The organism is Cellulosilyticum ruminicola JCM 14822 (assembly GCF_001311925.1).
Taxonomy (GTDB): Bacteria; Bacillota; Clostridia; order Lachnospirales; family Cellulosilyticaceae; genus Cellulosilyticum; species Cellulosilyticum ruminicola.
On sequence record NZ_BBCG01000004.1, the window covers coordinates 15816 to 38092 of the forward strand.

The window sequence follows — 22277 nt, forward strand, 5'->3', positions numbered from 1 at the left end:
GCACAAACAGGCTTAAAATATACTTTCTTATCTCTCAAACCACTACAGATCTTGCTGGAATTAGCACCTTAAATAATTTATACAATTATTCAGGTTGCCGGGCTTCACTGGGCCAGTCCCTTTGCCACTCTAGATAAGAACCTTTTTCTATAACCAAGTTTTCTAGTATGATTAGTAGTATATATTTCTACTCAATCAATGTCAATATTTTTTATATATTTTATAAAATTTTTATTTTCTCTAAAATATTCCTATTATTTTTACTGGTTTACAATTTATAGAAGTACGCATATATTATATTAGTCGTTTATCTTAAAGGACTGATTCTAGTGCTTAAACATCCCCTTGAGCAACAATTTTCTTCTACCTTGCATCAATACAATAGCTGTGTTCAAAAAGATTATTTAAATACACTAGATTGTGCTACACTCTATACTAATAAAAAATCACAAAATCAAATTCTACTTTTTAAAATAACTAATTTTACTACTTCAACTACTGCTCATTACTTTACTTATGTTTTTAATGCACTTGCCTCACTAAATACTACAATTGGGATTATTCTAGAACGATCCCCAAAAAAACTTAACTTTTATATAGGTTTAAGCATTGCGCCTTCTGCTCCCACTGCTATTGAAATTTTTAACCAAGGTTTTCTTTCTACATTTCCTAATAGTAAAATAACAGCTTATGATAGTAATCAATCTAAAGCGTTATTGAATAACTTATTTTCCCTAGAGCATATATCTACCATTACATCAACCATCGTTATTCCTAATAATACTTATACTGATACAAAATCTATTTTACAAAATTTCTCCTCACTTTTTCCTTCGGAAAACTATATTACACTTCTTTTAGCAACTCCTATTTCTAATAGTGAAACAAAAAATTGCCTTGATACATTTATCAACCTCTTTGATTCACTTTCTCAATTTCAGCAATCCAATTTTAATTGTGGTAATAATGTTGCACATAATAAATCTCGTACAGTAACAACCAATCAATCTTCTTCTTGTGGTAGTTCCTGTACAAATACAAATTCTTCTTCTAATGGTACTAGTGCTGCCAATTATACAAATATTTCTCCTTCAACCACTGTCCCATTAGGTAATAGTACCCGTATCGTTAATATGAGTGCTACACTAAATGAGGCAATCGGTGCTAATCAAAATTCTTCTCATTCTAAAGCAAATGCAGATAATAAGAGTTGCTCTAACGGCCAATCTGAGGCGAACATGGCTGCTACCAACCTTTCTGATAGTTCTTCTATTTCCTTTTGCAAGCAAAACAAACTTGTTATAGATGCCATTGCACTTGTAAATAACCTAATTACAAGACTTACTAATAACAATGGCAGCCCTATGTTTTACTTTAATGCTTTCTTTTTAACACCTCTTGCCTCTACTTCAATTCGAGCTGGTTTTACTTATGCCGGTTTAGCCAAAGATTCCTCTCTCAACCTAGAGCCTTCCTTTATCACAACTTGGCATACCAATCATTGTAATTTCCGTCCTTTACTTAAAGAGCTCAAAAACTTTCAAATTCCTGAGTTTAAACTACCACATAGTACAAAACACTTTAAAGCTTGCACCACAATCACTTCCCAAGAACTTGTTAATACTTTTTATTTTCCAACTACAGATTCTAAAATTATTCCCTCTACCTCAACTCCTTCTAAGTCATCGCCCTCCTCTTCACTTTAATTTGCTTTTTAATTTATTTCTATTTAACCTAGGAGATATGGCAAAATCCTACTTTGCCCTATCTCCTTTCTTGTTTTATCCCATCTAATTTATCTTATAAAAATTTTTTCAAAAAATTTCTTTGCATTTCAAGCGTTGATAATACTAATCTTTTACATATAGCACTATTTATTTTTAATTCCTAGTAAAATAATATATTTACTTTTATTTAAATAAAGAGTATAATCTTTCTAAATTTAAAAACTATTCAATTTTCCATATCAAAAGGACTTTATATATGAACTTTAATTCTAAACTTATTCATGATGGTATTGCCGGTTTTGCTTTTACTTCTGGGCTTGCTGCTTTATCTACAGTACTTATGCTTTTTAAATCTAGTGCCCATATATTGATTTCTGATAATGTATACGGTGGTACTTTTAGAGTAGTTGATAAGGTTTTTGTAAATCTTGGCATTACTTATACTCAGGTTGATACTTCCGATTTAGAAGCTGTTAAAGATGCAATCACACCTGAAACTAAAGCTATTTTCATTGAAACACCTACTAATCCACTTATGAAATTAACTGATTTCTCTACTATTAGCAAACTGGCTAAACTTCGCGGTTTACTTACAGTTGTTGATAATACTTTTTAACAACGCCCTATTAAGTCTAGCATTAATATTGTGGTTCATAGTGCAACTAAATATTTAGGTTGGCATAGTGATGTAATCGCTGGACTCGTTGTTGTTGCAAATCCTGAACTCAAAGAACGTATTGCCTTTTTACAAAATGCTATTGGGGCTATTTTAGGTCCTCAAAATAGTTGCTTTCCTTCAAACACTTCCTCAAGTTAAACGTATTTATTATCCAAATATAGGTGCTATGATTTCTTTTGAATTAGATACTGCTGAGCAATCTGAACATCTCTGATATCGAAAGCATGGATAATCTTATAAATGATTTCAAACCAGCACTTGAATAAGATTTTATTGTAAATAGCTATATAATTAAGATTTATTTTTTAGAAAGGGTGTGGAAGCTCAACAATATTTCTCCTGATAAAAATATTCATATTTTGGGTAAACTAAAATATTTTAATCCTAGTAGCTTTTTAACCCTACCTATTCCTGATCATAGTATTGATGCCATTATTTCTAGCTATGCTTTCTATCATCTTTCTGATGATAAAAAATCTAAATCAATTAAACTTCTTACAACTAAGCTTACACCTCAAGATAAGATCATTATCACAGATACAATGTATGAAACTAACGAAGTTGCTGAAGATATCTTGCAAGATAGTTTAGATAAGGGAGCTACTTCTCTTACACATGACCTAAAAACTGAATTCTATACAACTCACGCTGTACTTCGAAAAGCCTTTGCAGATAATGGCTTTTAAGTTTCTTTTCAAAAACAAAATAAATTTGTATGGCTTCTTACAGCTGAACGCTAATATTTAATATGTTTATTGTAAATTTACAAAATCTTCTTGCCACTTATTAACAATTAAAAACTTGTATGATATACTTTTTTAATAAAACATGCCTATTTTTTAGCTTATTTCATAAACTTATAAATAAGCTAATTTTCTTATTTATAGGCTATTAAAAGGAGGGGTATCATTTGTCAGTTATTACTTATAAGTGTCCTAACTGTGGAGGTCATCTAAGCTTTGATCCTGAGACACAAAAATCGAAATGTGATTTCTGTGACAGTACATTTACAGAAGCAGAACTTCAAGCTGCTAATAATCAGGCAGTCCATTCAGAAGATGCTAAAACTGTCATCGAAGATGCTGGTGATTATACAGAAACATCCGAAAGTGAAGGTACATCTTTACTTTATACTTGCCCTAGCTGTGGTGCTGAAATCATTACAGACCATACTACATCTGCTATGATTTGTTGCTATTGTCATAATCCAGTTGTATTTTCTAAGCAGTTAGAAGGTGAATTTAGACCATCTAAAGTTATTCCATTTAAACTTAGTCGTCGACGTGCAGAAGATGATTTTAGAAGTTGGTGCAAAAGGAAAAAGTTCTTACCTAGCGACTTTTCATCACCATCTCAACTTGAAAAAATGGCTGGACTCTACATTCCTTATTGGCTTGTAGACTGTGATACTTCAGGCAGTTTGAATGCAGAGGGCCGTAATATTTCTACTTGGATTAGTGGAGATTATCAATATACTAAGACAGATATTTATGCTGTACATCGCTCAGCTGATATGGACTTTTATAATATTGCTCATGATGCTTCAAGTAAAGCTGATGATCAGGTTATGGATAGCATTGGACCTTTTAACTTTGATGACCTTGCACCTTACTCATCTACTTATCTTTCAGGCTTCTTAGCTGAAAAATATGATGTCACCAAGGATGATGTTTTCCCTGAGATTAAAAGTCGTGTTGAAAAAGCTGTAGCCGTTACTTTACGTGAATCTGTTCAAGGCTATTCTACTGTTAGTGTGAAAAACACGCATACCCAAATTCATAGGTCACGCTTTCACTATACTTTAATGCCTATATGGATGCTGACTTATCTCTATAAAGGTGAAACTTATCTCTTTGCTATGAATGGACAAACCGGTAAATTATATGGTCGCTTACCATTAGACAAAGGCAAAGTATTTCGTTTCTCTATACTAATCTTCTTTATTACATTTATTGTTTGTTTCATAGGGGGGTTACTTATATGAGAAATTTAAAATGTACTTTAAGTCATCCTTTAATGGGATTAATGAGTTTATTATTATGTCTTTTGATGCTTATACCAATGCCTCTTAAAGCAGCTTTACCAAATCAAAGCATTTATGATTATGCTGCTTTGTTTACTGATGAGGAAGTTCAAAGTCTTCAAACTCAAATCAATGAAATTCGTGCCACATATCATATGGATGCTTTCATTTTAACCACAGATGATGCGCAAGGTAAAACAAGTATGGCATTTGCTGATGATTTTTTCTTTGATTTAGGCTATGGTAATGCTAAAGCTAATGGTATATTAATGCTTATTGATATGGATAATCGCCAAGTATGGATGTCTTCTTCAGGTTCTGCTATTTCATATTTTACAGACGCACGTATTCAATTGATTTATGAAAAGGTTAGATCAAAACTTAGTGATGGCGAATATTATGATGCTAGTAAGTTGTTCTTAAATAAAGTTGAGCTGATTGTTTCTTCACCTATTCCTGTAAGTTCTTCTGAACAAACTTCACTACCTAAAGCAAAACTGACAGCTACAGATTATTTAATGCGAGGTGGCATTTCTGCACTTATTGCATTTATCGTTTCACTGATTACTTATTTCAGTATATGTCATAGTTATACACATCCTAAATTTACACAACCTGTTACTACTCCAGATCGCAGTTCAGTCAATTACACAGAGAAACAAGATAGGTTTATGCATAGTCACACCACTAAGATTCGCCTTCAAAAAAATGATACTCATGATTCTGGCGGTGGCGGAAGTTCTACCATAGCTCTAGTGGTGGTGGTACATTTGGTGGCGGTGGTGGAAGCTTCTAGATTCTTTAAAGCTGTATTACAAAAGATTTTACATTTATAAGATAATAAACTAAAAGGAGTGTCACGAAATAGTTTATCAATTTCGTAACACTCCTTTTTATTTACCAGCGATTTTACTTCTGCGCTCCATAACTACTGTATCTCTCCAAATACCATCTGCGTCTTGAGCAATACGTTCTCTCGTTCCAATTTCTCGAAAGCCGCATTTTTTATGTAAAGCAAGACTCACCTCATTAACTTCAAGGATTACAGAGTATAATGTCCATATGTCTAATTTTTCTGTTTCTTCAATAGTCTTCATCATAAGTAAGTAGCCTATTTGATTGCCCCTTGCTTCTTCTGCCACATAAATACTCACTTCAACTACACCTCTATAAACATATCTACTACTTGTAGGACTTAATGCAATCCATCCCATGACTCTATCTTCTTCATCTACTGCAACGAATCTACATTCCTTTAAATGGCCTTGATCCCAAGCTTCATATTCTGGTGCTTCAGTTTGAAAGGTTGCTTTCTTAGTTGCAATGCCTTGTAAATAAATTGCTCTTACTCTATTCCAATCTTCTCTTTTCATCTCTCGTATTTTATAATTCATCTATTTTTCCTCTTTATATTTTTTGTAATTATATACCTTTATGCAGTATCTGTATATAAAAAATCACCTATGGATTAGACCTATCTTCTGCTAATCTATAGATGGCTTTTATTTCTATTGGTTTTATCTCTATTTGAAGATACTTATTTATTGGCTACATACTCATGTGCTTTTTTAATGAGCTTTTTATATACTTCTATAATTTGTGGTTCATTACTATATTTCTCAATCTCATCTATAGGTATCCATCTTACACCACTATTTTCTACTTCGTTAATATAAAGCTCTTGTTCTTCATCAGCAATTAAAATATAAGCTGCTGAAAGATGCATATGGGTTGGCACATAAGCGCCTTTTTTAACGTGTCCCCATACAGGTAAAATGTCTATACTTGCAATGTCTGACATGAGTGGCTCAATGTTTTTAACACCAGTTTCTTCTTTTGCTTCTTTCATTGCCACATAAAGTAAATCATCATCTCCATCAGCATGGCCACCCGTCCATGCCCATGTTTTATAAATATTATGATGTACCATAAGTGTTTTATCTAATGATTTATTTAAAATAAAGCCAGAACTTGTCATATGTCCAAGTTCATTTTCTCTAAGTAAAATGTTATGTGGGTAGTCTTCAATATACTTTAAAATTACTCGTTTTTCTGCTGCTTCTTGTTCATTAACAGGATTGTATGCTTTAATGGCATCAATATAGTTCATTTGCTTTCTCCTTCTGTATAACTGGTTTCTTATTAATTGCCTTATACTTCTTCCTTCTTTGCACTTTCTTTAAACGTTAACTTAAATGCCTTATCTACCACTGTTACTTTGCAACTTCCACCATCAACTAACTTGCCGAATAAGATTTCATCTACTAAAAGTAGTTTAAGTTCATCTTCAATAAGTCTTGCAATTTCCCTTGCACCAAATTCTGTAGAAATACCTTTTTCAGCAATGTATGTGACGCACTTCTTATCAAATGTAAGGGTAATATTTTTCTCTTTAAGAATTTCCTTAAATTTATTTAACTCTTTCTTCGCAATGAGATCTGCCATAGCTGAATCAATATGATTAAATACCACAACACTGCTTAATCTATTTCTAAATTCAGGTGTGAATACCTTTTTCACTTCATCTTGAATCGCATCTCCTGTGATGCTTCTTTCACCGAAACCTACAAGTTTCTTACCAATTCTAGAAGCTCCAGCATTAGAAGTCATGATTAAAATAACATTTCTAAAATCAGCCTTTCTACCTTGATTGTCTGTAAGAGTAGCATAATCCATGACTTGTAATAAAATATTAAAAATGTCTTGGTGTGCTTTCTCGATTTCATCTAATAAAAGGACACAGTATGGTGTCTTACGAATGGCATCTGTTAGAAGTCCACCTTCTTCATAACCTACATAGCCTGGTGGTGAACCGATAAGTTTAGATGCGGTATGTTTCTCTGTGTACTCACTCATATCAAATCGAATCAGTTTTACACCTAACTCTTTAGCTAAACATTTTGCAATCTCTGTTTTACCTACACCAGTAGGTCCTACAAATAGGAAGTTAGCTACTGATTTATTGCCATCGCTAAGTCCTGCTCTAGATAGTTTAATAGATTTAACGATTTGTTTAATGGCCTGATCTTGCCCGAAGATTTGTCCTTTAAGGACTCCTTCAAGTTGTTTAAGTGCTGTTACTTCTTTCTTCTCTACTGTTTGCTTAGGAATATGACAAATCTTAGAAAGTGTCTCTTGAATCATATCTAAATCAATAACTTTCTTCTTACCTTTTTTGCCTTTAACCGTATTGCAAGCACCTGTCTCATCAATAAGGTCAATCGCCTTATCAGGTAAAAATCTATCATTAATATACTGCTGACTTAATTCAGCAGCCGCCTTAATCGCTTCATCTGTATAAGTTACACCATGATATTTTTCATAATGTGGCTTAAGTCCTTGTAAAATCTGTATTGTTTCTTCTACTGTTGGTTCTTTAACTTCTACTGTTTGGAAACGTCTTACTAAACCTTTATCTTTTTCAAAGTACTTTTTGTACTCTTCGTAAGTTGTAGCACCTATAAATTTAATCTGTCCATCTGTTAAATACGGTTTGAGAAGATTTGAGGCATCTAAAGAACCGCCGCCTAAAGCTCCTGCACCTACTATGTTATGAATCTCATCAATATAAACGATAGGTTTATCTAACTTTTTAAGACTATCTAATATCTTCTTGAGCCGTTTCTCAAAATCACCACGATATTGTGTTCCCGCAAGTACACTTCCTAAATCTAAAGAATAAATTTGTGCACCCTTTAATAAATCAGGCACTTTGCCTTCATTAATGTATTTCGCAAGACCTAATGTAAGCTTAGTTTTACCAACGCCAGGTTCACCTACATGAATTGGATTATTTTTTTGTTTTCTACAAAGCACTTGGATTGTTCGAATGATTAAATCTTCTCTTCCTACAAGTGGTTCATCTGCTTTTTCCGCTTCTTTATTTAAATTTGTAATATACTGCTCAAAGCCTGAAGGCATACCTTCCTCTTCTTCCTCATCTTGAGCCGCTTCTTCTTCAACATACTGAGCTGCTGTAGATTTAGCTAATTCACCTTTACTTGTCTTGATTAAACTATGTCCTTTTTCTTCATCTTCTAAATGACATAATTCAAATAATAAATCACGCTTTGTTACACCTTGTTCTAAGATATAATACACACCGTAGTTTTCAGGTAAGTCCATAATTCCTGCTAATAAATGATCTACTTCTATTTGATTTTTACCACTGTTAAGTACTTGTTCTGAAGCTCTTAAAAGTGCTTGCTGAACACTGAAACTTTCAATAGGTTCTATCTCTTCAAATTTCTCCATTGTCTCATCTAAATAAGCTGCGATATTACTCCTTAAAAGACTAATATCTCCACCACAGCTTTCAAATGCTTCTTTGAAAATCTTTTGCCCACACATTACTAAAATAATATGTTCTGGTGTAATATATTCGTGACCTAATTTAGCTGCTAACTCGTTAGCTTTTGCAATAATCTTGCCTACTAATGCTGATATATACATATTTACACCTCTTCTACGCTAAGTTTAAATGGGAAACCTTCTTCTTTTGCCCAAGCCATTGCTGTCCCAGCTTTAGTCATGGCAATGTCATAAGAATAAATACCTGCAATCCCACTTCCTTTCTGATGTACTTCTAACATAACTTTGTTAGCATCCTCTAGTTTTTTATTAAAGATTTGTGTCAGTACCTCTATGACAAATTCCATAGTCGTATAGTCGTCATTATACATTACAACCTTATACTGTTTAGGCTTTTTAATCTTTGCCTTATTCTTCTGACTTACTATGTGTTTTGGTTCCATATTCCTTCCTTACTTCCTTCCTTACTTACTCATTCTATCTTTATTGTAGCACAAAGTAATAAAAAAGGCGTGTTTCACTCATATGCTTACGAATAAAACTCACCTTTTTATAATTTATCTCATACTATTACTTATGCTATTTTCTTCTTATTTATACCTTAGTAATTTACTTAAAATATGTATACTTTGATAAGCACTCCATAAGCTTAGATAAATTTTGCTTTTTGAATTTGATTCTTATGGAAGTTTATACCTTAATAGTTTCCCTTATATAATGATTGTATACTTTTTCAAGTCCACTACTGTAATATTCCATTTGTTAATAACAACTTGGTGCATAAATCTTTTAATAATAATCTGACTGTCTGTAATCTCAATTTCTTTAATCGATATCCATGTAAAATAAAATGCAATCCATATAATAAGTATACTTATTGTTCTAATACAATCCTTAGACCAAAGACTTGCTATGACCACAAATGTCACAAGTCCAATAATAAAGTTCTTTTTCGCCATTTCCCTCAAGTAATTCAAGTAATATCACAACATTATTTATATTTATGCTAACTATTATAATGTAGCTGTATAGTCCTCAATGAAACCTTCTCCTAATACCTCACGTACATCAGCAATTGTAACGAAGGCTTGTTCATCAACATTTCTGATGAGATTTCTTAATTTTGTAATTTCTTTTTGTGATACAACTACAAATAACATTTCTTTATCATTTCCTGTATATTTACCATTAGCTTTAATACCAGTTACCCCTCTAGGGATTTTTTGCATTATTTCTTGGGCAATAATATCATTCTTATCTGACATAATGAAGACTGCTTTCGCATAATTTACACCTTCAAGTACGTTTGTAATAATCTTAGATGTAATATATACAGCAATAATTGCATACATGGCTTTATTAGAACCAAATACCATAAGCCCAGCTAAAATGATTAAACTATCAATACCAAGCATTACTTTTGCAATTGGGAACTTAGGATTAATGAAACGGATAATTGCTGCAAACATATCTGTTCCCCCTGTTGTAGCTCCTGTACGAAGGACAATTCCTACACCAAGTCCAATAAAGATGGCCCCAAATACTCCACCTAAAAGTAAATCACCATTTACCTCAAAAATGTTTGGAAGGAAATCTGTATACCATAATGCACAACTTAATAATACTACTGACCATAATGATTTCTTAGCAAATTCAAAACCACGTTGTTTAATACTTACTACGAATAAAGGCACGTTAAGTGCAAAGTTTGTAATCCATAATGGAATTTCAAAACCTAAGTATTTAACAGATAATGCCTTAACGATAATTGTAATCCCCGAAATTCCACCTGTTACAAGTCCAAGCGGTGAAGTAAACCAATTAATCCCTAATGCTAATAGTGTTACCCCTAAAAGGATTTGTATAAATTCATTCTTCTTAATTAATAACTTATTCATTTTTTCTCCTTACTTCTATAATGTTATGCGTTCTAGTATGTAGGCAAAAAGAAAAAGCTGTTATTAGTATAAGCAGCTTTTCCCCTTTTATTTCATTTCATTATAACGCATTTGGAAGCTTTTGTATATCCAGTTTAATATACCCTTCTTCCTTCATAACACATAATTTTTTCCCAGTTAAATTTACTTCAAAATTTACATAACTTGAAAACAAATCTACATCTCTCAATACATGAATAGTAATCCACTCACTATGTGGTGTTGTTCTAACTAAGATTGCTCTAGATAAAGGAAATTGAAAACGTGACATATCGGGAATATTTAATTCCATATTGACTGTATACATATCTGTTTCAATGAAATAATCTTTATCTCCTTCTCGATCTATAATGCGGTATTCTAAATTCGTTATGATTTTATCGGTATCCATTGCTCTTCCTCTTTCTCTCATTGTACTCTACTTATTGTACTATATCTACTTATTCATCTCATTAGTTAATCATTTAAATCCACTCTTTAATTTACCATATATTGTATATTTAGTTATTAATTGTTGAGTTACCCACCTATATCCTCTATAATAAGTATTACTGACATTAATTAAATTGACTATCGGAGGTTAACTATGGAATATTTATTAAACGAAGCAGACCGTTGCTTAAAGTGTAAAAATCCAAGATGTAAACAACACTGTCCTATTGCAACACCTATTCCTGAAGTTATTACTCTTTTCCAAGAAAACAAACTTCAGGAAGCAGGTAAGATGTTATTTGAAAACAATCCACTTTCTGCTATTTGTGCAATCGTCTGTCCTCATGAAGATCAATGTAAAGGTTTTTGCATTAAAGGTATAAAAAGTGAACCTGTAAGCTTTTGTGATATTGAACGCTTTGTTTCTGAGAAATACCTTGAAGATTTAGTACTTCATAAAGCACCTAGTAATCAACACAAAATTGCTATTGTTGGTTCTGGTCCAGCTGGTATTACAGCCGCTATCTTATTAGCACAAAAAGGTTATCAAATAACTATGTTTGAGCTTCATGACCGTATTGGTGGCGTACTAACTTATGGTATTCCAGAATTTAGACTACCAAGAACTCTTGTGGCAAATCTTGAAAAGAAACTTCGTGAACTTGGTGTAACAATTAAAACAAATACAATTGTAGGTCCAATTATCACTTTAGATAAATTATTCTTAGATGGTTATGATGCGATTTTCATTGGAACAGGTGTATGGAATCCTAAAACCCTTAATATCAAAGGCGAAACATTACCTCATGCACTTTATGCCATTGATTATCTCAAAAATCCTTCAAGTTATACATTAGGTGAACGCGTATGTGTCATTGGTGCAGGTAACGTAGCTATGGATGCTGCTAGAAGTGCGAAATACTATGGCTCACCAAATGTAACAATCTGCTATCGCCGCGGTGAAGAAGATATGACTGCAACTAAAGTGGAAATTGCTGATGCCAAAGAAGAAGGGTTATCTTTGATTTATTTAAGAGCCCAGTAGAAATTACTGATGAGGGCGTTATCTTCGCTACAACACGTAAAGTAACACGTGAAGATGGCTCTATAAGTCTCAAAACAATAGAAGGTTCAGAAGAACTCTTCCCATGTGACTCAGTGATTATTGCTGTCAGCCAAGTACCTCAAAGTAATATCGTTGCAACAAGCCCTACCCTTGAAACAAAATATGGTCTCCTTGTAACTGATGAAAAGGGGCACACAACTAAAAAAGGTGTATTTGCTTGTGGTGACGTTGTAGATGGTGCCAAAACAGTGATCAATGCTGTAGCAGCAGCTAAAATTGTAACTGAAAGTATGGATGAATACTGCCAAATCCTTCCTACAAAATAATTAGCTTAAATAAAAAACGCTGCAACCATCTAATGATCGGTTGTAGCGTTTTTCTTATCTTTTATTTCTTAAACTATCGCCAGCACCATTTGTTCCTAAACTCATTGTATTTTTGAAGCCACTTACTGAGTTCACAGCTGACTTTTGATTATCAATTTGGCTTTGAATTTTCGCATCTAAAAATTTATACTTCGACATATTGGTTCCTCTTCTCGTGTTCAAAAAAAATCTACATTAGAAGTGTGCCCTTTTTCATCTATGTCTATGTATATCAGACTAGATTACTATTCTTGGCTAAGTTTAATAAATTCTTCAATATCTTCAGCAACAATGCTTAAAGATTTTCTCCAGAATTCTGGTGTTGTGACATCGATTCCTACTGTTCTTGTAACATCAGAAATTTTTAATTTACCTGTTACAGACAGAAGTTTCTTATAATCATGTACGAATTCATGTCCTTTACTAAGGTATTCTGCATATAAGCCTTTTGCAAATAATAATCCGAATGCATATGGGAAGTTATAGAAGTTAGCATCTGCATAGTAGTAATGAGATTTCCATGTCCACATATATGGATGTAAGTATTCTGGATCTAATCCATCACCATAAGCTTCTCTTTGAGCATCTAGCATAAGGTTTTTAATTTCTTCTACAGTAAGAGGACTATCTTTTCTATTTTCAAATACAGCTGTTTCAAATAAGTAACGAGAATAAATATCTACGATAACTTGTGTTGCATCGCTGATTTCAGTTTCTAAGATAGAAAGTGCTTCTTCTCTTGAACCTTCTTTGATGGCTGCCTTTTTAACGATTGTTTCACAGAAAGTAGATGCTGTTTCTGCCAGTGGCATTGGATAATTTGTATTTAAAATACTTTCATTTTTGAGACACTCTCCATGGAATCCATGTCCTAATTCATGCGCCATTGTGATTGTATCTCCGAAGTTATCACCATAATTTAATAAGAATCTACTTTCCCCAATGCTTTGAATATTACAGCAGAATGCACCGCCTACTTTACCTTCTTTAGGAAATACATCAATCCAGTGATTATCAAATGCAGTTCTCGCATAATCACCTAAGCTTTCATCAAATGTTCTAAATTGCTTTTCTACAAAAGCTTTACCTTGTTCATAGTCATATTTCATTTCTTTTTCAACTACAGGTGCATACATTTCATAGAATGGTAAACCGTTGCTATAACCTAGCATTTCAGCTTTTCTTCTTAAATATTTTCTAAAGATAGGCATATTTTCTTTCATAGCCTCAAGCATAGCATCTAATGTAGCTCTATCCATACGAGAATCTTCTAAAGTCATATCAAGTGGTGACTTATATCCTCTAAGTTCTGCTACTGTGATAACTTCTCCTTTAATGCCGTTAAGGGCTGCCGCAATGCCATCTTCGATTTTGGCATAAGATGCAATCTCTGCTTCATAAGCACGTTTTCTAAGCTCTTTATCAGAGTCGTATGCCATGTTTAAAACTACTGTAAGTGGTAATGATTCCATTTTGCCATCCATTTCGATATCTACTTTATGGCTAGCAATAAGTAAGTTTTTATAGTTTGTCCATGCTGTTGAACCTGTATTTTTAAGCCTTGCAAGCATAGCTTCTTCTCTTTCACTTAATAAGTGTTTGTTTTGTTCAACTTTTTCTTTAAGGTAGAAATCAAATTCTTTTAATCTTTCTGATGCAGTAATAATGCTATCTAAGTCTTTGATTTCACTAATCCAGTGGCTAATACGTGTCTCTGCTTCTGCTGTTTCACTAAGTTTTTGATCTACGATTGCCTCATATTTTGTACCTTCTTCATCTTTGGCATTTACACTTGTTGTAAGAGAAGAAAATACACCTAATTTCTCAAATGTTGTAGCTAATTCTTCACTTAAAGTAATGTAGTCTTCTAATTTACGGCCTTCATTTTCATGAGTTTCAGTCATTACTTTACTCATTTTATTTAAATCTGCAATTAGTTTATCTAATCTTACTAAATCATTTTTAAATTCATCACTTGAAAATGATTCATATAGACGTCTTAAATCCCAATTAAAATCCATACTATACGCTTCCTTCCGATAATACTATTTTATAAGTATTTTAGCATAAACTTTTCTAAACTTATACATTTTAAATACAAAAGACAATAAACTTCACGGGACTTATTTTACTGCTTTTAAAACTACAAATACGTAACTTTCTTCTGCTTGAATACGATATACTCCGATTCCTTTCAATGCATGTACACCAATATATGCTAAGTCTCTTGCTACGATTTCTTCGCAGTCAAACCCTTCTTTTTCAAAAATTTCATAACCTGTTGTATCTGCAAGTTTTTTAAGTTCTTTAGCTTCATCACGAATTTCTTTTGAAAGGTTTTCATTCGCCCAAGCCCATACCCATACTTTTTCTGTATAGTCCCAAGAACCAATACATGCGATATCAAAAATTAAATTCTTACCAGCTTCATTTGTAAATTCTAGTGATTTATCTGTTTGATGGAAAATATACTTTGTGTATGCTTTTAAATTATATTTTTCTACAAGCTCCTTTTGTTTGTCTTGTACTTCTTTACAGCATTCATTTAAAAATCCTTCAAATTCTTTTTCTGTCATTGCGTGCTCCTTATCTGCTTTAGCTTCTTTAATAATATATTTTAGTATTTGTTACCTATTTTATTCCATACACCATTATACACATTTCTATCTTGTCCGACATCAAATTGAATTGTCATTATTTTGTATAACTTTTTATTGTTTTTTGTATTTTTTTCGTCTATTTCAGCAAAAATTTTAATAGATATTGTTTTTCTCTATTTTACTTAGTACAATAGAGTAACTATGGGATACTATATCAAAGGTAGAGGTGATTATAAGATGGATAAAAAATTAAAAGTTGGTATCGTTGGTGGTACTGGTATGGTAGGACAACGTTTTATAACATTACTTGAAAACCATCCTTTCTTCGAGGTTAAAGTAATTGCTGCTAGTAGTCGTTCTGCTGGTCAAACTTATGAAAAAGCAGTTGAAGGTAGATGGAAAATGGAGGCTCCAATCCCTGAAGCTGTTAAAACAATGGTAGTTATGGATGCTGCAAAAGTTGAAGAAGTTGCTTCACAAGTAGACTTCGTATTCTGTGCAGTTGATATGAAAAAAGATGAAATCAAAGCTCTTGAAGAAGCTTATGCTAAAGCTGAAACACCAGTTGTATCTAACAACTCAGCTAATAGATGGACACCAGATGTACCAATGGTTATTCCAGAAATCAATGATGCTCACTTAGAAGTTATTGAAGCTCAGAAAAAACGTCTTGGTACAACAAGAGGTTTCATCGCAGTTAAACCTAACTGTTCTATCCAAAGTTATGTACCAATGCTTTCTGCATTATTAGAATTTGAACCAACAACAGTTGTAGCTTCTACTTACCAAGCTATTTCTGGTGCAGGTAAAACATTCAAAGAATGGCCAGAAATGATTGATAACGTTATTCCTTATATCGGTGGAGAAGAAGAAAAAAGTGAACAAGAACCTCTTCGTATTTGGGGTAAAGTTGAAGATGGACAAATCGTTAAAGCAGCTGGTCCAGTTATTACAACACAATGTATCCGTGTGCCTGTATTAGATGGTCATCTCGCAACAGTATTCGTTTCATTCAAAAAGAAACCAACTAAAGAACAAATTCTTGAAGCTTGGAAAAACTACAGTGGTAAACCACAAACATTAAATCTTCCAAGTGCACCAAAACAATTCATTCACTACTTTGAAGAAGATAATAGACCTCAAACTAATATTGATCGTAACCTTGAAGGTGGTATGGCTGTATCAGTTGGACGCCTTAGAGAAGATACAGTTTATGATTACAAATTTGTAGGTCTTTCTCACAATACATTAAGAGGAGCTGCTGGTGGCGCTGTACTTATCGCAGAGTTATTAACAGCTGAAGGATATATTACAGCTAAATAGGCTTGATGGGATTCTGTACGATGTGCAGAATCCTTTTTTGTTTGGGTGCATGGTTGTTTGTACATCGCTAGATTTATTTGTGTAAAAGATAGAAGCGCTTGGTCACATATTAGAGGTGATGTGAGCAGGCGCTTCTTTGGGTTAGATAGTTTTTTTATTTTTATAGGTTTTCAACTACAGGTGCTTCTGTGAAAGAATATGTAATTGCTGTAGCTGTTTCAAAGTAGAACACTGCCATTAGGTTGTCGTCTACATTATACATGCTACTTAGAAATTCATTTGCGTTCATCATAGCTTCGCGTGCCTCACGACGTAAGTCTTCTTTTAACTGGCCGCATACACGAATCCATGTGTTATTTTTCATTGCACAGATTTCTGCTTTTGGATTGGCAAGAAGTTGTTTATAAACTTCTTTTTGATTATTAGTTACAATGTATAATTTGTTTTCGAATTCTGCAACGGCACCAAAAGGACGAAGGCGAGGTTGTCCATTTGATTCAGTTGTAGCAAGGAAAAATGTCCCTACTTCTTTTAGATATTCATATGCTTTACTCATAATTATAACTCCTTTCCACAGATTTGACGCTTTCTTGCGCTCTTGGTATTATTATATCAATTAGGTTTACTAATACAAGTACGATATTTTAGGATATCACTGTCAAATACGATACCAGTATCAAAGGAGATACCACTATGGCTAAGAAAGAATTATTTGGACTCTGTCCATTCGTTACTTCTCAAAAAGTTCTAACAGGGAAATGGTCTATGTACATTATGTATTTATTAGCAGATGGCCCTGTAAGATTTAATGAACTTCAACGTCTCATGCCTGAAGAAATAACACACACAACACTATCAAGACAATTAAAATCTCTTGAAAAAGAAGGGTTAATTCTCCGTAAAGAATATACTCAGATTCCACCTAAAGTTGAGTACTCTCTCAGCGATATTGGAGAGAAGTTTAAAAAAGTTCTAGACGTATTAGAAGTATGGGGAAATGAATATATAGAGTATTTTCATGAACAACACAATAATATTTAATAAAAAGGACGAGAAGTAAATTTTGCTTCTCGTCCTTTTATATCTTTCATTCGCTTTAAATATCAATCATTTCAGAATAATCTTTTAACTCATCTTATCATAGGGCTTATTTTTACGTCAATGCTATGTAAAATTCTAATAAAGTATATTCTAGAATATACTTTATTAGAATTAACCCCTCGAGGTAGTAAATCTATGTCTTTTAAGAATTTAGTTTTTTCAGGTGGTGGCGTATTAGGTATTGCTTATATTGGCTTATTACATTCTTTATATGAACACCATATTATAGAAGATATTCAGCGAGTTGCTGGTACTTCTGCTGGAGCTATTACAGCCTGTTTAACTAGCTTTAATCTATCTTTTGATGAACTTAAATCTTTAGCTGATTCTCTAGACTATACCAATATTCCTTTAAAAGATGCTTCTGACGGGGAGAAAATTTTCTCTAATTCCGTTAAAGAACCTGACCGCTTTTTTGATAATTTTGATTGCGTTTACCGTTTTCTTAAACATTATGGCTGGTATTCTTCGAATTATTTTTATAACTGGATTAAAGCCCAAATTGCTAATCAATTTAATCCACTTCTTAAACTTCCTCCTTATACATTTGCAGATTTCAAAGATACACAACTTCATAAAGATGAACGTCCTTTCAAAGATCTTTATATGATTGGAACAGATATTACAAATGGTTCGTATTCTATATTTTCCTATGAAACGACACCTACTATGGAAGTAGCTGAGGCTGTACGTATTTCTATGTCTATTCCTTTATTCTTTGAATGCATTCAATCTTCTAGTGCTGCTGCTTCACCTAAAACTTCATCTCATATTTACTCAGATGGTGGTTTACTCTATACTTATCCCATTAATTTGTTTGATAAAGAAGATCCTCTTGAAGCTACACTTGGATGTCTTGTTAAAAGCGATTCTCGTCCCAAATCTATTAATAATATTATAGATTTTATTTCTAGCATAATTATTTGTGCTACTTCTCTGCAATATAAAATATATCAAGATGACCCGTCTGCAACTTCCCGTACCATTGAAATTAACACTGGTCAAATTTCTACTATGGATTTTAACATTAAACCGAGAGATTCTACTTATAATTATCTTTATAATCAAGGTTATACTACTACTGAAATTTTTTCTTCAAAATTTATAATCCTGTAATATACATTCTCTTACATCTTGTATTTTTACCCATTTTTTCATTAAACTTTACTTTAATTCAAAAGGCCAAGTTGAATCTATTAAAATAACTAATTCAAATGCTAATTACTTAGTAAAAGATCTCACTGCTATTCTGAGAAGTCAGTTATAAAATGTGTTGACAGTATAATTGGTTCAAAAACACTAGTTAACTTAACTGCTTACTAAAAATAATTTTCCTATATAATTACTTAAAAAGGGAGTATCGTAAAACTACAATTGTTACGATACTCCCTAGTCTTTTATAAACACTTTTCTATCTTATGTTATTTCTTAATCTATCTTTCGCAATTCATTGGCCATTAATGATTAAAAAGCTAATTACTATACTTCACAATATAATATATTGCTATCTATTAGAAAGCTCTGCAACTACTGCTGCTACTTCAGCCTCTACATCTTCGATATTAACGAGTTTTTTGATGCTCTTATCACGAGTTACGATTTCTACTTTACCTTCTTTAAGGTTTTTCTCACCGACTACAACTCTTACTGGGATACCAAGTAAATCGGCATCAGCAAATTGTACACCGGCTCCTACATTTCTATCGTCCATGATTACTTCGAATTTATCGTTAAGTTTGTTGTAGATATCGAATCCTACTGAATCCATATCTGTTTTTTTGCTCTTAAGTACACAAATGTGTACTTGCCATGGAGCAACTGACATTGGCCAGATTGGCCCCCATTCATCGTGACGTGCTTCAATGATACAAGCAAGAAGTCTTCCTACACCAATACCATAGCATCCCATGATAGGAGTTTTAGCTTTACCATCTTTATCAACATATGTCATACCCATGCTTTCTGAATATCTTGTACCAAGTTGGAAGATATTACCTACTTCAACCCCACGTTTGAATTGAAGCTTACCATGACAGCATGGACATTCTTGACCTTCTAATACTTCAGCTACATCAAAGAACTCAGCATCTTTAATATCTCTAGATACACTGATACCTTTAATGTGATAATCAACTTTATTACCACCTACTACAAGGTTTTTCTCATTTCTAAGTGATTCATCAAAGATTACTCTAGCATCTTGTGCGTCTAAGTTGAATGGTCCCATAAATCCGAAGCAAAGGTTAGGTGTTTCTTCGTATCTTTCGAATGGTGTCACAGCAGTTTTAACTACTTTTTGAAGTTTCGCTTCATTTACTTGAAGATCTCCTCTGATGAATACGATAAGAGGTTCTTTATGTCCTTCCATTTCGAATACACATGCTTTTAATGTTTGATCTGGTGTTACACCTACGAATTTAGCTACATCTTCAATTGTTTTGCAATTTGGTGTGTGAACTTCTTCGATTTCACCTTCTACAGTTGTTGCTACTGGTAATTTTCCTGTTGCAACTTCCATGTTTGATTGATAGTCACAGCTATCACAAATGATAATTGTATCTTCACCGATATCTGTAAGAAGCATGAATTCATGAGCAACTTTACCACCCATCATACCTGTATCAGATTTAACACAAACAACTTCTGGTACACCAGCTCTAGCAAAGATTCTGTTGTATGCTTCTAAACATTGATTGTAGTATTGTTCTAAGTCTTCTTGAGATGTATGGAAAGAGTAAGCATCTTTCATTGTGAACTCACGAACACGGATAAGACCACCTCTAGCTCTTGGCTCATCTCTAAATTTAGTTTGGATTTGGTAAATCATGAATGGGTAATCATTGTATGATTTAGCTTCTGTTCTAGCTAAGTGTACAGCAGCTTCTTCATGTGTCATACCAAGAACCATATCTTTACCAGCACGATCTTTGAAACGTACAAGCTCACTTCCTACAGCTTCGAAACGTCCAGATTCTTTCCAAAGATCTCCTGGAAGTGCTACTGGGAAGAGAACTTCTTGTCCATCGATTTTATCCATTTCTTGGCGGATAATGTTTTCGATTTTAGCTGTAATTCTTTTTGCTGGTGGTAATAAAGAGTAAATACCATTAGTTACTTGTCTTACATATCCACCTCTTAATAAATAAATATGGCTAATACTAGTTGCTTCGCCTGGTTTTTCTTTAAATCTTTCGCCTAAAAGCTTGCTCATTAACATATCGCAGTTCATCCTTTTCTTTAGTATATTTATATTTTTAACTTATAATAAAAACCTTAATCATCAGATTTTAATAGAATCAAAAAAGCCCCTATGCAACTTGCGCTGCATAGGGGCCATATATTATCGGCGGTACCACCCTAATTTATACATGCTTAAACTATTCAAACATTTACTAGTCCCAATATATGCCTTAGTTTCACGTTCACATATAAGGCCACTCATAGGCATATATTATAAATGCCTATCGCTTAAACTTGTATATCTCAGTTCTCTTATAACGGTGAGATACCGCTACGCTTATGATTTCACGTAGTGCTTAGAGCTTGGACAATACGAAATGTTTCTAGAAACCTTTCACCCGGTGGATTTCCTCTCTTTCAAAAACATATACATCATACTGATTTCTCATCATCGCCATTTTAATCTGTATTAAAATCTTAAACTTACATTTATCTTTTAGAAAATATTACATAATAATATTCCTATTATTAAGCATAGTCAAATCAGTAAGCCTTGTCAAGTAGTGACTTATCTATAATTCCATTTGACTATTATTACATCTAACACTATACTTACCTTATAGTTTATATTTATGAACTATCTAACTAAAACAGCTAGGGGAGCTTTTACGCTGAGAGTGCATGTGGTGCAGACCCTCAAACTTGCTTACAGATAATGCTGCTGCAAGAAAGCAATTTAATATAACTTTCCTAGCCAAATTTAAATTTATGGAGGTTTTAAAATGAATAATCTTTCTGATATTCTTGCTAAGTTAAGCGAGATTTCACCTTTAGTTTGGCTTATTATCGCAGTTCTTTTAGTTGGTTCACTTTTCGGAGTAGGTGTACTAATTATCAAACCCAAGTCTTCTTATAAAAAGGCTTCTTCCCGATTACATACTAAACAATTAGTTTATGGTGGTATGTGTATTGCAATTGCCTTTGTTTTATCTTATATCAGACTTTATAAAATGCCTTATGGTGGTTCAATCACTTTAGCAAGTATGTTTCCTATTATTTTATACGCAATTATTTTTGGTCCTATTCCAGGGATTATCGCAGGCGTCGCTTATGGTTTCTTACAACTCATTCAAGATGCATGGGTACTTAACTGGGCACAGCTTTTATTTGATTATCCTTTAGCTTATGGCTGTTTAGGTCTAGCTGGCATGGCACCTCGCTTTATTAAAAGTATTCAAGTCCGTCTTTGCCTTGCTATTCCTATTGCTATATTAGGTCGTGGTTTAATGCATTTTATTTCAGGTGTTGTTTTCTTCGCGGATTATGCTCCTGAAGGGATGAACCCTATTTATTATTCATTTATTTATAATGCACTATATATCGTGCCTGAAGCAATTATTACACTTATTTTAGCACTAGTACTTGTTTCAACACCTATTTATAGTGCAATGCGAAAAGCAGCCATTAACTAAAAGTATTTGAATAAAAAATCGTTTGTGATTAATATTTTCACAAACGATTTTTTACCCTTAA

At 33.1% G+C, this 22277-nt stretch carries 22 protein-coding genes, 1 pseudogene and 1 riboswitch; of the genes and pseudogenes, 11 read left to right on the forward strand and 12 right to left on the reverse strand.

The window, feature by feature from the left end; genetic code table 11:
• Positions 1–24 precede the first annotated feature (24 nt).
• Positions 25–140: riboswitch (SAM riboswitch) on the reverse strand.
• Between the two features lie 189 nt (positions 141–329).
• The 5 genes and pseudogenes from JCM14822_RS02340 (at position 330) to JCM14822_RS02360 (ending at position 5265) form a co-directional block, all read left to right on the forward strand.
• Entirely contained in the window at positions 330–1706 is a 1377-nt protein-coding gene (locus JCM14822_RS02340; RefSeq protein WP_054739289.1) for a hypothetical protein, read from the forward strand.
• A gap of 277 nt (positions 1707–1983) precedes the next feature.
• Positions 1984–2544: pseudogene (locus tag JCM14822_RS18955) on the forward strand (aminotransferase class I/II-fold pyridoxal phosphate-dependent enzyme).
• Between the two features lie 176 nt (positions 2545–2720).
• A complete protein-coding gene (locus tag JCM14822_RS02350) occupies positions 2721–3092 on the forward strand; it encodes a class I SAM-dependent methyltransferase (RefSeq protein WP_054739298.1) in 372 nt (123 codons plus the stop codon).
• A gap of 224 nt (positions 3093–3316) precedes the next feature.
• The gene (locus JCM14822_RS02355) at positions 3317–4390 is read left to right on the forward strand and encodes a hypothetical protein (protein ID WP_054739299.1); all 1074 of its coding nucleotides are present in this window, start codon (positions 3317–3319) and stop codon (positions 4388–4390) included.
• Complete coding sequence (locus JCM14822_RS02360; protein WP_054739300.1) at positions 4387–5265, forward strand: TPM domain-containing protein; 879 nt, start codon at positions 4387–4389, stop codon at positions 5263–5265. The genes JCM14822_RS02355 and JCM14822_RS02360 overlap by 4 nt, the downstream gene beginning before the upstream one ends.
• A 57-nt stretch (positions 5266–5322) precedes the next feature.
• On the opposite strand, the gene JCM14822_RS02365 is transcribed toward JCM14822_RS02360, so the two are convergent.
• The 7 genes from JCM14822_RS02365 to JCM14822_RS02395 all read right to left on the reverse strand — a co-directional run bounded on the left by JCM14822_RS02365 (position 5323) and on the right by JCM14822_RS02395 (position 11068).
• Positions 5323–5823: a GNAT family N-acetyltransferase gene (locus tag JCM14822_RS02365; protein ID WP_054739301.1), complete on the reverse strand. Its 501-nt coding sequence runs from the start codon at positions 5821–5823 to the stop codon at positions 5323–5325.
• 143 nt (positions 5824–5966) lie between these two features.
• Positions 5967–6539, reverse strand: a complete 573-nt coding sequence (locus JCM14822_RS02370; protein WP_054739303.1) for an NUDIX hydrolase — start codon at positions 6537–6539, stop codon at positions 5967–5969.
• 41 nt (positions 6540–6580) lie between these two features.
• Complete coding sequence (clpA, locus tag JCM14822_RS02375) at positions 6581–8881, reverse strand: ATP-dependent Clp protease ATP-binding subunit ClpA (RefSeq protein WP_054739304.1); 2301 nt, start codon at positions 8879–8881, stop codon at positions 6581–6583.
• Positions 8882–8883: 2 nt separating this feature from the next.
• Complete coding sequence (locus JCM14822_RS02380; protein ID WP_054739306.1) at positions 8884–9183, reverse strand: ATP-dependent Clp protease adaptor ClpS; 300 nt, start codon at positions 9181–9183, stop codon at positions 8884–8886.
• Positions 9184–9450: 267 nt separating this feature from the next.
• Positions 9451–9699 carry a hypothetical protein gene (locus tag JCM14822_RS02385; protein WP_054739308.1) on the reverse strand — a complete coding sequence of 83 codons (249 nt, stop codon included), beginning with the start codon at positions 9697–9699 and terminating at the stop codon, positions 9451–9453.
• A 54-nt stretch (positions 9700–9753) separates the two neighbouring features.
• Complete coding sequence (locus JCM14822_RS02390; protein ID WP_054739310.1) at positions 9754–10638, reverse strand: YitT family protein; 885 nt, start codon at positions 10636–10638, stop codon at positions 9754–9756.
• A gap of 100 nt (positions 10639–10738) precedes the next feature.
• Positions 10739–11068: a hypothetical protein gene (locus tag JCM14822_RS02395; RefSeq protein WP_054739312.1), complete on the reverse strand. Its 330-nt coding sequence runs from the start codon at positions 11066–11068 to the stop codon at positions 10739–10741.
• A gap of 195 nt (positions 11069–11263) precedes the next feature.
• On the opposite strand from JCM14822_RS02395, the gene JCM14822_RS02400 reads away from it, so the two are divergent.
• Complete coding sequence (locus JCM14822_RS02400; protein WP_330377249.1) at positions 11264–12154, forward strand: FAD-dependent oxidoreductase; 891 nt, start codon at positions 11264–11266, stop codon at positions 12152–12154.
• A gap of 62 nt (positions 12155–12216) precedes the next feature.
• Positions 12217–12501 (forward strand): FAD-dependent oxidoreductase, encoded by a 285-nt coding sequence (locus JCM14822_RS23445; RefSeq protein WP_334291638.1) that lies wholly within the window; start codon positions 12217–12219, stop codon positions 12499–12501.
• A gap of 54 nt (positions 12502–12555) precedes the next feature.
• Here JCM14822_RS23445 and JCM14822_RS19900 read toward each other — a convergent pair whose 3' ends face one another.
• From JCM14822_RS19900 to JCM14822_RS02410, 3 genes are all read right to left on the reverse strand, one after another.
• Positions 12556–12699 carry a hypothetical protein gene (locus JCM14822_RS19900; RefSeq protein ID WP_157047594.1) on the reverse strand — a complete coding sequence of 48 codons (144 nt, stop codon included), beginning with the start codon at positions 12697–12699 and terminating at the stop codon, positions 12556–12558.
• Positions 12700–12785: 86 nt separating this feature from the next.
• Positions 12786–14561: a M3 family oligoendopeptidase gene (locus tag JCM14822_RS02405; RefSeq protein WP_054739314.1), complete on the reverse strand. Its 1776-nt coding sequence runs from the start codon at positions 14559–14561 to the stop codon at positions 12786–12788.
• A gap of 102 nt (positions 14562–14663) precedes the next feature.
• Complete coding sequence (locus JCM14822_RS02410; RefSeq protein ID WP_054739316.1) at positions 14664–15116, reverse strand: DUF6882 domain-containing protein; 453 nt, start codon at positions 15114–15116, stop codon at positions 14664–14666.
• 261 nt (positions 15117–15377) lie between these two features.
• Between JCM14822_RS02410 and asd the strand changes: the two genes are divergently transcribed.
• The gene (gene asd / locus JCM14822_RS02415; RefSeq protein ID WP_054739317.1) at positions 15378–16463 is read left to right on the forward strand and encodes an aspartate-semialdehyde dehydrogenase; all 1086 of its coding nucleotides are present in this window, start codon (positions 15378–15380) and stop codon (positions 16461–16463) included.
• A gap of 160 nt (positions 16464–16623) precedes the next feature.
• On the opposite strand, the gene JCM14822_RS02420 is transcribed toward asd, so the two are convergent.
• Entirely contained in the window at positions 16624–17019 is a 396-nt protein-coding gene (locus JCM14822_RS02420; RefSeq protein ID WP_054739318.1) for a pyridoxamine 5'-phosphate oxidase family protein, read from the reverse strand.
• A 137-nt stretch (positions 17020–17156) separates the two neighbouring features.
• Between JCM14822_RS02420 and JCM14822_RS02425 the strand changes: the two genes are divergently transcribed.
• Complete coding sequence (locus tag JCM14822_RS02425) at positions 17157–17504, forward strand: winged helix-turn-helix transcriptional regulator (protein ID WP_054739319.1); 348 nt, start codon at positions 17157–17159, stop codon at positions 17502–17504.
• A 195-nt stretch (positions 17505–17699) separates the two neighbouring features.
• On the forward strand, positions 17700–18680 hold the full coding sequence (locus tag JCM14822_RS02430) for a patatin-like phospholipase family protein (protein WP_054739320.1): 981 nt from the start codon (positions 17700–17702) through the stop codon (positions 18678–18680).
• Positions 18681–19068: 388 nt separating this feature from the next.
• Here JCM14822_RS02430 and JCM14822_RS02435 read toward each other — a convergent pair whose 3' ends face one another.
• On the reverse strand, positions 19069–20781 hold the full coding sequence (locus tag JCM14822_RS02435) for a proline--tRNA ligase (RefSeq protein ID WP_054739321.1): 1713 nt from the start codon (positions 20779–20781) through the stop codon (positions 19069–19071).
• Between the two features lie 745 nt (positions 20782–21526).
• Between JCM14822_RS02435 and thiT the strand changes: the two genes are divergently transcribed.
• On the forward strand, positions 21527–22216 hold the full coding sequence (gene thiT, locus JCM14822_RS02440; protein WP_054739323.1) for an energy-coupled thiamine transporter ThiT: 690 nt from the start codon (positions 21527–21529) through the stop codon (positions 22214–22216).
• Positions 22217–22277 lie beyond the last annotated feature (61 nt).